Genomic DNA, 14,326 nt, shown 5'->3' with positions numbered 1-14,326 from the left:
TCAACAAAAAAATGAAATATCAAAGAAGTTCGGCTTTATTCGATGAAGCTCACCAATACATTCCTGGAGGGGTAAATTCTCCTGTTCGTGCATTCAAATCAGTGGGAGGTGTTCCTGTTTTTATGAAGTCTGCAAAGGGCGCTTACCTTACAGATGCTGATGATAATACGTATATTGATTACATTAATTCCTGGGGACCTGCGATTTTAGGTCATACACACCCGGAGGTTTTGGAGGAATTAAAAATTCAGGCAGAGAAAGGTTTTTCTTTTGGTGCTCCGACAGAACTGGAAACGGAAATTGCAAAATTTATCGTAGAAAATGTTCCGAATATTGATCAGATCAGAATGGTTTCTTCGGGAACGGAAGCTTGTATGAGCGCAATCAGATTGGCGAGAGGTTTTACGGGAAGGGATAAATTCATAAAATTTGAAGGCTGTTATCACGGGCATTCAGATTCATTTTTGATTAAAGCGGGAAGTGGTGCCGCAACGTTTGGAAATCCGAATTCTCCGGGGGTAACTACGGGAACAGCAAAAGATACTTTATTGGCTAGATATAATGATTTTGAGCAGGTTGAAGACTTATTCAGACATAATCAGGGTGAAATTGCAGCCGTAATTATCGAACCGGTCGCCGGAAATATGGGTTGTGTACTCCCTGAAAATGAATTCCTTCAGAAATTAAGAAAAATCTGTGACGAAAATGGTGCCTTATTGATTTTTGATGAAGTTATGACGGGTTTCAGACTGGCTTTTGGCGGCGCTCAGGAACTGTATAATGTAAAAGCAGATCTGGTGACCTACGGAAAGGTAATCGGAGGCGGCTTGCCGGTTGGCGCTTTTGCAGGAAGAAATGAAATTATGGATCATTTAGCTCCAAAAGGCGGTGTTTACCAGGCCGGAACCTTGAGCGGAAATCCATTGGCAATGAGAGCGGGATTGAAAACGCTTCAATTGATCAAAAATGATGAGAATTTCTTTAACAGATTAAGCAAAACAACAGAAACGTTAGATTTTGAGATCGGAAAAATTTTAAACGAAAAAGGAATTGCCCATAAAATCAACAGAAAAGGGTCGATGATGTCTGTTTTCTTTCATATTAACAGGGTTTCTAATTTTGATGAAGCTCAGGAAGCAAATCACGCTTTATTCAATAATTTCTTTCATCAAATGCTGACAAATGGAATATACCTTCCGCCAAGTGGATATGAAACGTATTTCATTAGTGATGCCATTAAAGACAGAGAAATTGATATGACATTGGAAGCTGTCAGAAAATTTGAATATTCTTAACATTAAAAAATATAAAATATACAAAGGATGAGGTTTAAAGCTTCGTCCTTTTTTATTTTAATGAAAGTTAAAAATTAAATTTCACAGATGGTTTTTCAATAATAAAACACCCTCGGAAAATCAATTTCCGAGGGTGTTTTCAATTTGAATATGAAGAAACTAATTACTATCTTAATTCATAGAATCTGCAACGTCGTAGCTCGATAAGCCAGTCCAGCCTTTTGCCCAATCTGGCAAAGCAGTTCCGCTTCCGGCACCTAATGCAGATGCGTTTTCAGTATAAATTCCAGTAATATCTACAGCTGTACCAGCAGTATTTTTAGCTTTAGATTTAGTGGTAACGTTTACGAATCTTACGTTTTTAACATAAGAACCACCTTGGAACCAAGTTAAAGTTCTGTCTGTTTCAAGATCTAAACCTGTAGTGTAGTTTGCTAAAACGATGTTGTCAAACTGACCGTTTGATCCGGCTCTTACTTTTAAACCTTGAGATTCTGCACCAGAAGTATTTCCTAAGAAAGTAGCATTGGTGATCATAGGGTTAGAAGCTCCGTTTCCGAAAGTGGTATTAGGGTTTGTATCCTGAGTATCAGCTTCAATACCTCTGTTTCCAGGCTCAGTATTATTCTGATATTGTTTTTTTCTGGCAACATATAAGAAGCTAGCATTTCCTTTGTACCCTTCAGTCCAGTCAAAACCGTCATCTCCAACTCCTGTTACTACGATGTGGTCTACATTCGGGCTACCACCGAAACATTCAACGCCATCATCAGCACCGTCAGTTACGTATACATAAGAGATCGTCGTTCCGCTACCAACACCGAATAAAGAAAGTCCGTTGAATTCTTTTTCAGGGTTATATTTGAAACCGCTGTCTTTGATTACAACATATTTAATAACACCGGAGTTATCGTTATTATCAGTACCTCCGTACGTTAAATCACCTAATTCCGAAGTAGAAGTTCCCGCAGCACTTCTGTTTGATGGAGCGTTACCTAAAAGTACGATTCCTCCCCAGTGACCTTGCTTGTGAGTAGTACCTTCAAATACAACAGGGCTAGAAGCTGTACCGTTGATGAAAAGCTTACCACCTCTGTCTACGATAAGATAATTTGCACCTTCCGCTACAGTGATTCTTGTACCTGCAGGGATGATAAGGTTTGCACCGCTTTCCACTAAAACTCTTCCGGTGATTGTATATACTTTTGTCGGATCTAAAGTTACAGTAGTTCCTGCAGCGATTTTTCCTTGAAAGTTACTAGGATCTACAGATGATGTTGTGTTTTCTGTTTCATCATCATCGTTGCTACAAGAGATTGCGGTAGATGAAAATGCCGCAGCTAATGATAAGAAAAGAGCAGCTTTAAAAAATGTCTTTTTCATAACTATTATTAGATTTAAATTATATTAAAATTTGTATGATAAGTTTAATCCAACTTGACGACCCATTGTGTAGTCTCTGTTGATAAGGGTTGCAGTTTTGTTTTCCTGCTCTATTTTATTGTGAGGATTGATCAGGTTTTTAGCAGAAATACCGATTCCTATTTTGTCTAATGTAAAGTTTAGGTTTAGGTCTAAAAGATGTCTTGCTGCTTCGTAGAAGTTTCCGATATCTGTAGTTCCTACAGAATAAAGGTTTTTCCCGATGTGAGAATAAACGACTACAAAGTCTAAGCTGTTTAAGTTGTTATTCCATTTGTAGTTGTACCCTAAGTTTACGTTGGCAATGAAATCTGCAGCTCCCTGAAGGTCAGCTTTAGGATTAGAAAAGACAACCCTTTTACCGTGATTTTCCTTTGCTATTTGATCTTCAGATTTAAACTTCTGCTCAGAATGCATATACGTTCCGTTGATGAAAGTATAGATTTTTGAATTGCTCCAAGAATAAATATCTTTTCTTACCTCTACTTCAGCGCCTACGATATATCCATAATCCGAAAGGTTAAAATAAGTCATATCACTTGGTGCAGAACTTGCGTAGGTAGTTCTTGCAATTGGATTCTGAATATATTTTCCGAAAGCTGCTACTGAAATCAACTCACCGGATTTAGGAAAGAATTCCCATTTTAAATCTGCATTATAGTTATCAGAAGGAGTAAGATCCTGGTTACCGTAAACGTTCGTAGTTACATCATAATATGCAATCGGAGAAAGTTCTTTGGCCTGAGGCAGAGTATATGTTTTAGAGAAAGATAATCTTAAGTTTTGTTTGTCGCTAAGACTGTATTTAGCATTCAAAGCTGGTAAGAATTTGTTGTACTGCTTGTTCTTTTTACCATCCTGTAAAACAGCATCAAACCACTTCAGCTGCATATCGATGTAATCGAAACGACCGCCAACCTGCACTACAAATTTATCAGTAAGGTTAATGTCTACATTGGCAAACCCAGACTGAATATTTTGCTTCACATTAAAATAGAAAGGCTTGAACAAGTTTGTGCTCGGCTGGAATGTCTGATAAGAGAATAACCCGTTATTAGAAGCATTGATAAAGCCATCAATATTATTAGGATCTACCTGAGGCGAAAGGCTGAAGTTCATCCCAATCGTTGTATTGTCGAATTTTCTGTCCTTGTACTGCCCGTCGTATCCTACCGTAATTTTAAATTTGTCTAAAGTTTTAGATAAATAAGCGTGACCCAAAACCGTATTGTCTTTTAGCTCATCAAAATATCTGTGGTTATTGATCGCACTTCCTGTAATAAGCTGCATTGTTGTAGCATCAATTGTATTCTGCATACGATCAGGTCTTTTGCTGTTTAGCATATTGTGCCCAACTGCCCAATCAGCATTCCAAGTTTCACCCAACTTATGAGTACCGAATAACTGGTTGATCCAAGTACTTGTAATTTTGTTGTCTCCTCTGTTGATGATCACATTTTTATCGACATCATAAGAATATCCTGTGAATATTTTAGCCGTCTGATCAGAAGAGTGGATGAAATTTGAAGTGAAGTTAATTTTATTATTAGCGTTGAATTTATATCCTAAATTAATTAACGCTGTTGTATTTGTCTTATATTTAGAACGTTCAACATCAAACTTTTTGTTTGGTGTATTATCTGCGAAGTAGAATCCTTCCTGTCCTTTACTGTATTCGTAAGAGTTTTCAAATCCTGCATATCCAAACAAAGAGAATTTTCCGAAGCTTGCGCCTCCTTCAATATTCATATCTGTATTAAATGGGTTGTCAGCATTTTTGAAATTCCATTTTGAGGTAAAAGGATACGTTTGATAAGGATTTCCTTTAATGAATTTAGTTTCTTTGAATCCGAAGAATCCCGGAGCTCCATCCTGTACCTTGAAGTTATTGTTGTCAAAAGTCTGAAGATTGATGCTGCTTCCCAAACCTATTTTGAAATAAGGCTTTCCTGTATGTTCTTTAGAAACAATGCTTATGCTTGCTCCACCAAAGTCACCAAGCATTTTCGGATTATAAATTTTATCCAGTGAAATATACTCGATCATTGAAGTTTTGAAAATCGAAAGATCGATGTTTCTGTTTTCCGGATCATCTGACGGGATTGGCAACCCGTTTAAGGTTGTGCTGTTATATCTGTCACCAAGACCTCTTACGAAGATCTGCCCGCTTCCTTCCTGCTTTATTGTTCCGGTAGCTTTCGTTACAGCCGTTGCAGCATCTCCTACACCTTGTTTGGCAAGCTGTACAGAACCTACACGTTCTATTACTTCTACAGATTTCTTTTGTAAGTTGATAAGGTTGGCCTCAGTTCCTTTTTTAGTGGATCCTTTGATTACTACACCTTCAATCTTCTTTTCGTTCTTAACAGAATCCTTTTTGGTTTCTTGAGCGTAAAGTACAGTTCCTGATGTTGTCAAAAACAAAACCGCGATACTCAGTTTTCTAAAATTCATTTCTTTTTTACTATATTCTTTCGGTGCAAAGGAATGAAACATTAATGGTGAATATAGTTTAGCGAAATTTAAATTTTCCTTAACTATATATTAACAAAACGATATTATTGTTAACTTTATGTGAACGATAACCGTTTTGTTAAACTGTGCTTTAAAAATTATTAACTTTGACTCGTAAAAATTAAAAATGAATCAAAAGAAAATACTCTTAATAGACGACGAACTGGATATTTTAGAGATTCTGTCTTACAATTTAGAAAAAGAAGGCTACGACATCTACACAGCCACAAACGGTAACGAAGGTATCGAAAAAGCCAAAGAAATTGTCCCTGATCTTATACTGTTAGACGTAATGATGCCGGAAAAAGACGGTATCGAGACTTGTCAGGAGCTTCGTAAAGTGAAAGAACTTCAAAAAACACTTATCGTTTTCCTTTCCGCAAGAAGTGAAGAGTTTTCTCAATTAGCAGGTTTCCAGGCGGGAGCAAACGATTACATTGTAAAACTCATCAAACCGAAAATTCTTATTTCTAAAGTTAATGCTTTATTACAACTGACTTCTCAGGTTTCTGATAATGCTAAATTAATCGAAATCGGGGATTTGGTAATTGATAAAGATAATTTCAGAGTTTCTAAAGCCGGACAGCAGTTTTTACTTCCGAAAAAAGAATTCGATCTTCTTTATCTATTAGCTTCAAATACCGAAAAAGTGTTCAAAAGAGAAGAAATTCTTGAGAAAGTTTGGGGAAATGACGTAATTGTAGGAGAAAGAACGATCGACGTGCATATCAGAAGGTTGAGAGAAAAATTGGGAATCAATACCATTCAGACGTTAAAAGGAATAGGATATAAGCTGATCGTTTAATTAAAAAAATCCTACCTTTACCTTATAACCCATAAAATTTTGTAAAATTGAAATTTTACAGGCTTACCCTCGTAGCATCATGTCTCTTGACATTGGTGATGTTCCTTCTGGTCATCATTTTTGATTCATTGAAGGATATTTATTACAGAACACCTTTCTTTAAGATTGGCTTATTCATCTGTCTTGTCCTTATTTTTGTCATTAATTATGTGGTTTTAGAGCTGCTTTTTAATTATTATGCCAAAAAGCAGGTTCGTGGCCTTTCACAGATTTTACCTCAGGAAATCGTGCATGACAACGATGAAAATATTACCATCAAAGAATTGGGAGAAAGATTTTCTGATCTCAATCAGCAGCAGGTAACAGAAATCGACATGATGAAAGAAATGGAAAGCTACCGTAAGGAATATATAGGAAATGTTTCTCACGAGCTTAAAACACCATTATTTTCCATTCAGGGATATGTTGAGACCTTAAGAGATGGCGGGGTCGATAATATGACCATTCGTGACAAATATCTGGAGAGAATTGATACTTCCGTGGAACGCTTAATTGCCATTGTGACCGATTTAGATATGATCAATAGGCTTGAAGCCGGGGAAATCAACCTTACCGTTTCAAGATTTGATGTCAATCTTCTGGTTAAAGAAATCTTCGATCTGCTCGATCTTGAAGCCGAAAAACGCAACACAACTTTACAGATACAAACTTTACACCCGCAGATTTTTGTGGATGCTGACAAACAGAAAATCTCACAGGTTTTTATCAATTTAATTTCTAATGCCATTCATTACGCAAACCGGCAGGAAGCCAAAGTGGTCGTTAAAACAAGCATTCTCAAAAATAAAGTGCTCATTGAAGTCATAGATAACGGAATGGGAATAAAATCTGAAATTCTGCCCAGGATTTTTGAAAGATTTTACCGCGTGGAAACCAGCCGAAGCAGACGTGAAGGAGGCTCAGGGCTCGGTTTGGCGATTGTAAAGCATATTCTTGAAGCCCATAACGAAAACATTACAGTAGAGAGCGTCTACCTCGAAGGGACGAAATTTAGTTTTATGCTTGAAAAAAGTAAATAATTTTGCAAAATGTAAGAAAAAAAAATATTTTAAAAAATCCATAAATATTTTTTTGTCACATCTCATTTATTTTATATTTGCAACAGAAATTTATCATAATAATTAAGGCAAAAAGTAATTTAAAAACTGATATGGTTTACAAAATCCGCGTAATATTAGATGCGAAAGAAGATATTTTCCGAGATATCGAAGTTAAAGGAAAACAGACGCTATGGAACTTACACTTAGGAATTAAAAGTGCATTCAGCTTGCAGGGAGACGAGCTTTCTGCCTTTAATTTGCTGGAAGAAGACGGTACAATAGTAAAAAGTGTTCCGTTAGAAGATATGAGCGACGATGGTGATGGCGAAATTATGTCGGACGTGTATATCGATGAAGCCTTTGAAAATGCAGGGGATAAAGCGCAGTTTCAGTACGGGTTTCTTGATCTTTGGGAATTCTTCTGTGAGCTTGTTGAGGTGATCGACGAGACAAAAGGGGTCAATTATCCGATCACAGTCTACAGATTCGGAAACGTACCTTTGAAAGCGCCAAGCAAAAACGGAAGCGGTACAGGAGGTAAAAAGAAATCTGCAATGCCTTTAATGGATGATGATTTTACTTTTGAAGATGATTTTGAAAGCACCGGTAATTTCGCGGACGAAGATGATGAAAGCTTCGATGATGAGGAAGAAGAAAACTATGATGACGATGTTTTCGAAGATGAAGAAGATAACGACGATGAAAGATAACATCTGAAAAATATACAGCCCAGGATTTTTAATTCGGGGCTTTTTTTATTCCAGATTTTGGATTATTAATTACACATTACTTCTTACACATTATTTATTTTTAAAGAGCTATTTCCCGCTATCCACTCATACTCCTCACCCCACGCGCTCCAACACCTGAACCCTCAAACTCTCCAACTCCTGGCTGCGGGGTAACCGTTCCTATCGGGGCTAGGGTATTTGTCTTTCATTCAATTATCACAGCCGATTTAACACTCTGTTTTGAGAAAGAATTTAAGCCATTGCGAACTTAGTTCAGTAGCGACGAAGCAATGACTTTTGCCCACTATTTCTCTATTTTCACTTAAAATTCACGTGCAAAGCAAAATTCACCATTGACAATTCACCCTCTTATCTCACGATTCGTTATTTTTGTCTAAAATCAAATTAATGAAAAAGTTAATTTTATTAGCCGTAATTGGTCTGGGAATTGTTTCCTGTACCGTTCAAAATACAAATAAGAATACTATGGATTTGCCGAAAGACTGGAAGCACACAACGAATATTTATGAAGTAAACGTACGACAATATACAAAAGAAGGTACCTTCAAAGCATTTGAAAAAGAAATGCCGAGACTGAAATCAATGGGAGTGAAAACACTTTGGTTTATGCCTGTCACCCCGATTGCGCAGCAAAATAAAAAAGGAAGCCTGGGAAGTCAGTACGCAGCGTCAGACTATACCTCCATCAATCCTGAATTCGGAACTTTGAATGACTTTAAGCATATGGTAAATGAAGCTCACAGATTGGGATTTAAAGTGATTATCGATTGGGTAGCCAACCATACAGGATGGGATCACGTTTGGACAAAAACTCATCCCGAATTTTATCTAAAAGATACCGGCGGCAAATTTCATGTGGCTTCCGGAATGGATGATATCATTGAATTGGATTATAAAAATCAGGAAATGCGCCAGGCAATGATCGATGCGATGAAATTCTGGATACAGGAAACAAATATCGACGGTTTCAGATGTGATCTCGCTTCTTGGGTTGAGGTAGATTTCTGGCAACAGGCGCGTCCTGAAGTTGAAAAAATAAAGCCACTTTTCTGGATCGGAGAATTTGATGAATTAGAAAGCCCGGAATATGGGAAAATATTCGATGCAAGCTATTCCTGGAAATGGATGCATAAATCTGAAGATTATTACAAAAAAAACGAGCCGCTTCAAGAGCTTAAAGATCTTTTGATACAATATTCTAAAATCGGCGATAATTCAATGCGAGCCTGGTTTACCACCAACCACGATGAAAATTCCTGGAACGGGACAGAATATGAGAAATACGGAGTAATAGCAAAGCCAATGGCGGTTTTTTCAGCAACCTGGAACGGTATTCCTTTATTATATTCCGGTCAGGAGCTTCCTAATATGAAAAGATTAGAGTTTTTTGAAAAAGATGTCATAAAATGGACAAACACTTACCAAATGGCTGATTTTTATAAAACTTTATTCAATCTAAAAGCTTCAAATCCAGCTTTAAGAGGGGGTGATACAAATGTTTCAACTTATCTTCTCAACACGACAGCCAACGATAAAATTTTAGCTTATGTTAGAAAAAATGGAAAAAATGAGGTTTTAGTCGTTTTAAATATGTCAAAAGAGCCTGTGAATTTCAGTATTGAAGACGAAAACCTTTCAGGGACTTTTAAAAATATATTTGAAGGGACAAAAAGAGATTTCAATAACGGAAAGGATTTTAATTTTAAAGTTTCCGATTTTGCGGTCTTTGAAAAATGAAAATCTCAGCCCATAAGATTTTGATTAAAATTATAAACTGAAAATAAAATCCCTGCTTAGTTTTGTAAGCAGGGATTTATTAAAAGCAAATATTAAAATGTATTATGGAGCAACTAGTTTAATATCATCAACTACCCAATATTCATCTTGTGCAGCGGTTTGATTATGTTTTACGGTAATCCTGAATCTTAACTGAGAAACCGTATTCGGAATTCCTGTTATGGTAAGGGTGGAAGGGCCATTGGCAAGATTATTACCCGATCCTGAATTTTGGCTGAAATCAGAGCCGTAAGCAGCACTTGTAGAGCCTGTTGCGCTGAACGCCCAGTTGGCATTGCTGTTACCGCCTACCTGCACGGAAGCGGCACTGTAAGTTGATCCGCCATCAGAAGAAACTTCTACAAGGACAAAATCATTAGTCCCTGAATCAAGACCTGCGCCTGAAGCGGTTCCGAAAGCAGCTACTTTCATCGAAAAGGTCATGTTATTAGTGTATTGAGTAGCATTAATTACCGGCGAAATAAATACTGCACTGGCCCCACTGGCGCTCGCAGTACCGCCAAACTGATAGCCACGCGTTCCTGAAGCTGCTCTTGGGCTGTTTGCCGGGCTCCATCCAGATGCGGAATTTGAGTTTACAACGCCTGTATTGGTGTTTGCAGATGTTGTGGTTAATGCAAAATATCCATTTGCTGTTCCGGATTCAAACCCTTCATTAAATACATCTCCGGAAATAAGCGTTAATACAGCAATCGGCCCTTTATACGGCGAGCCGGTTTCGGAACCGTTTGTTGTGCCTGTAGTTGCAATCGGAGTTACATAAAATTTGATATATTTATTAACATCAGTTGCTGTTAAGGAGTAATTTTTGGTGTTGGCTCCTGCAATTGGTGTTTCATTGGTTCCTGATGCATCATCAGAACGGGTCCATCTGAAAGTTGATGTTCCCTGCGCATTTCCTTCGCTGTCATTATAAGTATAAACTCCTGTAAGGGTCTGACCCTGCGTTGCTGTCCCTGAAATATTGACATTTGAAGCGGTAGGAGGCTGGTTTAAGCTTACCGGTCCGCCCCAAGCAGAACATTTAATGTTTCCCGGTGATGCGCCCGCGGAAGATCCCGGAGTTACGCAGAATTGGATGTACTTATTTTGATCAGCAGCCACCAAAGTATAATTTTGTGAAGCTGCAGAAGGAATGATCACTGTATTTGCTCCTGTTGCAGTATCTGCTCTTTTCCAGACAAATGTGCTGGCGTCATCCGGATTGCTTTGCGCATCAGAAAACGTATAGTTTGCAGTAAGCAATGATCCTGTGGAGTAGGTTCCTGTAATGCTTAAATTAGTTGCGGCAGGAACGGTATTGATCTCTTCATAGCCCAGGTTTTGCCATTTAACGCCATCCCAGCCCAAAAAGGCTTTTTGCTCTTTATTGTAAACGATTAATCCCTCGCTTGCTGTAGTTGAAAGATCACTTACAGCTGCAGAGCTTAGTCTTGGAACAAGAATTCCTTTGGTATCGGAACTTACATCTAAAACGGCAGACGGGTCAGGATTTTGGGTGTTAATTCCGACTTGTGAAAAAATTGACGTGTAAGATGTAATTAATGCAATAGTAAATAATTTTTTTGTCATGAGTACTTTAAATAAAAATTAGGAGGCAAATATATGTATTGTTGTATTTTAAAACTTAATTATTAAAAAAGTTAAATAAAAGTTAATGATTATGTAATTTTTAATATTTTTTGTTATTGAATATTTGTTTGAAAAAATGAATAAAATTTGTCGATTATGTTAATTTTAATTTTGCATTCAATACAATAAATCTTTTATTGGAGAATTTAACGGTAAAATTTTTACAGCTTTTAAAATAGCTGCCGATGAATAATAATTCCTAAAATGAAGATTTAATCAGAAACATTTCGAAAAAAAATATTATTTTAAGTTTGTTAAATTTCATTAATATAGAAACTGTTTATTTTAATACATTTGATGACTTTTTATGCAAAACTGCCTGAATTATGGATAAATCTAAGATATTGGAAATCGTAAAAAATAAAATTTCAGATAAAATTCAACAGTTGGAAAATCTTATTGCTGAAACCAGAGCATCAAGCAATGACACCAAAAGCTCGATGGGGGATAAATATGAAACCGGCCGCGAAATGCTTCAGCAGGAAATCAACAATCTCCAGAGGCAGCTTAACGAAACACTGAATCAACAGGCAATTATTCAAAAAATAAGTTCTGATCCTTCATCTAAAGTGCAAAACGGTGCGTTGGTAAAAACGGATAAAGGCTTATTCTATATTTCGGCATCTATTGGAGAAATTAATTTTGAAAATCAAAAGATTATGACCATTTCTTCAGAATCTCCATTGGCAAAAATAATGTCAGGATTAAAAAAAGGAGAAAACTTTTCAATTAATAAAAATGATCAGGTTATTGAGAATATCTGGTAATGAGGTCTTTAATTAAATAATAGATTTGAAAAAAAATACTATTGTTTTTTATAATTAAAGCATCTGCGAAAATCTTTAAAATGTAATAATGAAAGTTTTAAATATTTGAATAAATTTTGTTTTTATTGATGTTGTTTTTGAAAATTTAATAGTAATCTCTAAAATTTAAGAAAACTTTATTGTTAAAGTTTAAAATGATAAAACGATTGTGTCGTAAATTAGACTTAGTTATTTAATAAAATCATATAAAATTTTATCAATATGGGAATTTTAGAAAATAAAGTGGCTCTGGTGACAGGTGCCGGCTCAGGAATCGGATTGGCAATTGCTCATGCCTATGCAAATGAAGGTGCAAAAGTGATAGTATCAGACATCAATGAAGAACATGGTAAACAAGCCGTTGAAAAGATTAAATCAGAAGGTGGTAACGCTGCTTTTGTAAAGGCGGACACCTCAGATCCAACAGAGGTTGAAGCACTTGTCAAGACAACAGTAGAAATATACGGAAGATTGGATATTGCCTGTAACAATGCCGGAATCGGTGGTGAACAAAAATTGACGGGTGAATACAGTCTGGATAGTTGGAGAAAAGTTTTAAGTGTAAATTTAGACGGTGTTTTCTATGGCTGTAAATATGAGCTCGAACAAATGGAGAAAAACGGCGGCGGAGTTATCGTTAACATCGCATCCATCCACGGAACGGTTGCAGCACCACTTTCATCAGCTTATACATCCGCAAAACATGCAGTTGTAGGCTTAACAAAAAATATCGGAGCAGAATACGGGCAGAAAAATATCCGTTGTAACGCGGTCGGTCCTGCATATATCGAAACTCCTCTTCTGGAAAGTGTAAGTGGAGATATGAAACAGGCTTTAATTGCAAAGCATCCCATGGGAAGATTGGGAAGACCGGAAGAAGTTGCCGAATTGGTATTATTTCTAAGTTCAGAAAAATCATCATTCATGACAGGTGGCTATTATCTTGTTGATGGTGGTTATACTGCGGTTTAGATAAATCAAAAATAAAATAATATAGAAAGCATTCATCAAAGTGAATGCTTTTTTTATGACTTATGATAACAAAAAATCGTTTGGTTTTTTCTAAATTTGAACCATAAAAATCGCTTTTCAACATGCAGAATTACTTAGACCTTTTACAGCATATTTTAGACAACGGAACAGATAAAACCGACAGAACGGGAACGGGAACGAGAAGTGTTTTCGGATATCAGCTGAGGTATGATCTGTCGAAAGGTTTTCCTCTGGTAACCACGAAAAAGGTGCATTTGAAATCAATTATCTACGAATTGCTTTGGTTTTTAAAAGGCGATACCAATATTAAATATTTAAAGGACAATGGCGTTTCAATCTGGGACGAATGGGCGGATGAAAACGGAGATTTAGGCCCTGTTTACGGTGCCCAGTGGAGAAGCTGGAAAGGTGCAGACGGAAAAGTTGTTGACCAGATTACCGAAGTGATCGATCAGATCAAAAAAAATCCCGATTCCAGAAGGTTGATCGTTTCTGCCTGGAATGTCGCGGAAATCCCAAATATGGCGCTGGCGCCTTGTCATGCGTTATTCCAATTTTATGTGGCCGACGGAAAATTGTCGCTTCAACTCTATCAGAGAAGTGCAGATGTTTTCCTGGGAGTGCCATTTAATATTGCGAGCTATGCCTTGTTATTGCTGATGGTTGCGCAGGTTTGTGATCTTGAAGTGGGTGATTATGTGCACAGTTTTGGAGATGTTCATATTTATAACAATCATTTTGAGCAGGTTAATAAGCAGCTTTCAAGAGAAACTAGGCCGCTTCCGACAATGAAATTAAATCCTGAAATTAAAAATATATTTGATTTTAATTTTGAAGATTTTACCTTAGAAAATTACGATCCGCATCCGGGGATTAAAGCGCCTGTTGCGATCTAATGAAAAATAAAATATAAATGAAAGTGAAGCTCAAAACTTCACTTTTTTTGTAACTTTCAAGGTAAATTTAACACTTATCAACTATGAAATATTTAAAAATAAATATAACAGAAAACACCGACGCCGAAAAGCTGAAAGAGCTTTTACTTCAGGTGAAAGGGATTGATTCAATAGAAATTATCGATGATGAAAATCCGGAAAGCGAACTGAAAAAGGCTTTTAACAAAACTAAAGAGCAGTTTAAAAAAGGAGATTACGAAACCGTTGTCAATGATATTTTTGATATTCTAACAAAAAATAATTCTAAAAAATAA

12 protein-coding genes are annotated in these 14,326 nt (G+C 36.6%); 9 read left to right on the top strand and 3 right to left on the bottom strand.

The window, feature by feature from the left end; translation table 11 throughout:
• Positions 1-11 precede the first annotated feature (11 nt).
• Complete coding sequence (hemL, locus tag BLT04_RS10940; RefSeq protein WP_089755848.1) at positions 12-1,295, top strand: glutamate-1-semialdehyde 2,1-aminomutase; 1,284 nt, start codon at positions 12-14, stop codon at positions 1,293-1,295.
• A 171-nt stretch (positions 1,296-1,466) separates the two neighbouring features.
• Here the strand turns inward: hemL and BLT04_RS10935 are convergent, their stop codons facing one another.
• Both BLT04_RS10935 and BLT04_RS10930 read right to left on the bottom strand, forming a co-directional pair.
• Positions 1,467-2,678: a hypothetical protein gene (locus BLT04_RS10935; protein ID WP_089755847.1), complete on the bottom strand. Its 1,212-nt coding sequence runs from the start codon at positions 2,676-2,678 to the stop codon at positions 1,467-1,469.
• Between the two features lie 24 nt (positions 2,679-2,702).
• Entirely contained in the window at positions 2,703-5,171 is a 2,469-nt protein-coding gene (locus BLT04_RS10930; protein ID WP_170828467.1) for a TonB-dependent receptor domain-containing protein, read from the bottom strand.
• A gap of 187 nt (positions 5,172-5,358) precedes the next feature.
• Here BLT04_RS10930 and BLT04_RS10925 point away from each other — a divergent pair, with 187 nt between their 5' ends.
• From BLT04_RS10925 to BLT04_RS10910, 4 genes are all read left to right on the top strand, one after another.
• Positions 5,359-6,036, top strand: coding sequence for a response regulator transcription factor (locus BLT04_RS10925; RefSeq protein WP_089755845.1), 678 nt, complete (start codon positions 5,359-5,361; stop codon positions 6,034-6,036).
• Positions 6,037-6,083: 47 nt separating this feature from the next.
• Complete coding sequence (locus BLT04_RS10920) at positions 6,084-7,115, top strand: sensor histidine kinase (protein WP_089755844.1); 1,032 nt, start codon at positions 6,084-6,086, stop codon at positions 7,113-7,115.
• A 131-nt stretch (positions 7,116-7,246) separates the two neighbouring features.
• Positions 7,247-7,846, top strand: coding sequence for an IS1096 element passenger TnpR family protein (locus tag BLT04_RS10915; protein ID WP_089756415.1), 600 nt, complete (start codon positions 7,247-7,249; stop codon positions 7,844-7,846).
• Positions 7,847-8,275: 429 nt separating this feature from the next.
• Positions 8,276-9,625, top strand: a complete 1,350-nt coding sequence (locus tag BLT04_RS10910) for an alpha-amylase family glycosyl hydrolase (protein WP_089755843.1) — start codon at positions 8,276-8,278, stop codon at positions 9,623-9,625.
• 102 nt (positions 9,626-9,727) lie between these two features.
• Here BLT04_RS10910 and BLT04_RS10905 read toward each other — a convergent pair whose 3' ends face one another.
• A complete protein-coding gene (locus BLT04_RS10905; RefSeq protein ID WP_089755842.1) occupies positions 9,728-11,257 on the bottom strand; it encodes a hypothetical protein in 1,530 nt (509 codons plus the stop codon).
• 386 nt (positions 11,258-11,643) lie between these two features.
• Between BLT04_RS10905 and BLT04_RS10900 the strand changes: the two genes are divergently transcribed.
• From BLT04_RS10900 to BLT04_RS10885, 4 genes are all read left to right on the top strand, one after another.
• The gene (locus BLT04_RS10900) at positions 11,644-12,084 is read left to right on the top strand and encodes a hypothetical protein (RefSeq protein WP_089755841.1); all 441 of its coding nucleotides are present in this window, start codon (positions 11,644-11,646) and stop codon (positions 12,082-12,084) included.
• Positions 12,085-12,345: 261 nt separating this feature from the next.
• Entirely contained in the window at positions 12,346-13,095 is a 750-nt protein-coding gene (locus BLT04_RS10895) for an SDR family NAD(P)-dependent oxidoreductase (RefSeq protein ID WP_089755840.1), read from the top strand.
• Positions 13,096-13,217: 122 nt separating this feature from the next.
• Complete coding sequence (locus BLT04_RS10890) at positions 13,218-14,012, top strand: thymidylate synthase (RefSeq protein WP_089755839.1); 795 nt, start codon at positions 13,218-13,220, stop codon at positions 14,010-14,012.
• 83 nt (positions 14,013-14,095) lie between these two features.
• Positions 14,096-14,326, top strand: a complete 231-nt coding sequence (locus BLT04_RS10885; protein WP_089755838.1) for a hypothetical protein — start codon at positions 14,096-14,098, stop codon at positions 14,324-14,326.

Origin of the sequence: Chryseobacterium soldanellicola (genome assembly GCF_900100115.1) — a bacterium.
Taxonomy (GTDB): Bacteria; Bacteroidota; Bacteroidia; order Flavobacteriales; family Weeksellaceae; genus Chryseobacterium; species Chryseobacterium soldanellicola.
This window is presented reverse-complemented; position numbering and strand designations above follow the sequence as displayed.

Excerpts from the sequence above, each read along its gene's own strand:
- hemL (WP_089755848.1), top strand. The coding sequence starts at position 12 with ATGAAATATCAAAGAAGTTCGGCTTTATTCGATGAAGCTCACCAATAC.
- BLT04_RS10935 (WP_089755847.1), bottom strand. The coding sequence starts at position 2,678 with ATGAAAAAGACATTTTTTAAAGCTGCTCTTTTCTTATCATTAGCTGCG.
- BLT04_RS10930 (WP_170828467.1), bottom strand. The coding sequence starts at position 5,171 with ATGAATTTTAGAAAACTGAGTATCGCGGTTTTGTTTTTGACAACATCA.
- BLT04_RS10925 (WP_089755845.1), top strand. The coding sequence starts at position 5,359 with ATGAATCAAAAGAAAATACTCTTAATAGACGACGAACTGGATATTTTA.
- BLT04_RS10915 (WP_089756415.1), top strand. The coding sequence starts at position 7,247 with ATGGTTTACAAAATCCGCGTAATATTAGATGCGAAAGAAGATATTTTC.
- BLT04_RS10910 (WP_089755843.1), top strand. The coding sequence starts at position 8,276 with ATGAAAAAGTTAATTTTATTAGCCGTAATTGGTCTGGGAATTGTTTCC.
- BLT04_RS10905 (WP_089755842.1), bottom strand. The coding sequence starts at position 11,257 with ATGACAAAAAAATTATTTACTATTGCATTAATTACATCTTACACGTCA.
- BLT04_RS10900 (WP_089755841.1), top strand. The coding sequence starts at position 11,644 with ATGGATAAATCTAAGATATTGGAAATCGTAAAAAATAAAATTTCAGAT.
- BLT04_RS10895 (WP_089755840.1), top strand. The coding sequence starts at position 12,346 with ATGGGAATTTTAGAAAATAAAGTGGCTCTGGTGACAGGTGCCGGCTCA.
- BLT04_RS10890 (WP_089755839.1), top strand. The coding sequence starts at position 13,218 with ATGCAGAATTACTTAGACCTTTTACAGCATATTTTAGACAACGGAACA.
- BLT04_RS10885 (WP_089755838.1), top strand. The coding sequence starts at position 14,096 with ATGAAATATTTAAAAATAAATATAACAGAAAACACCGACGCCGAAAAG.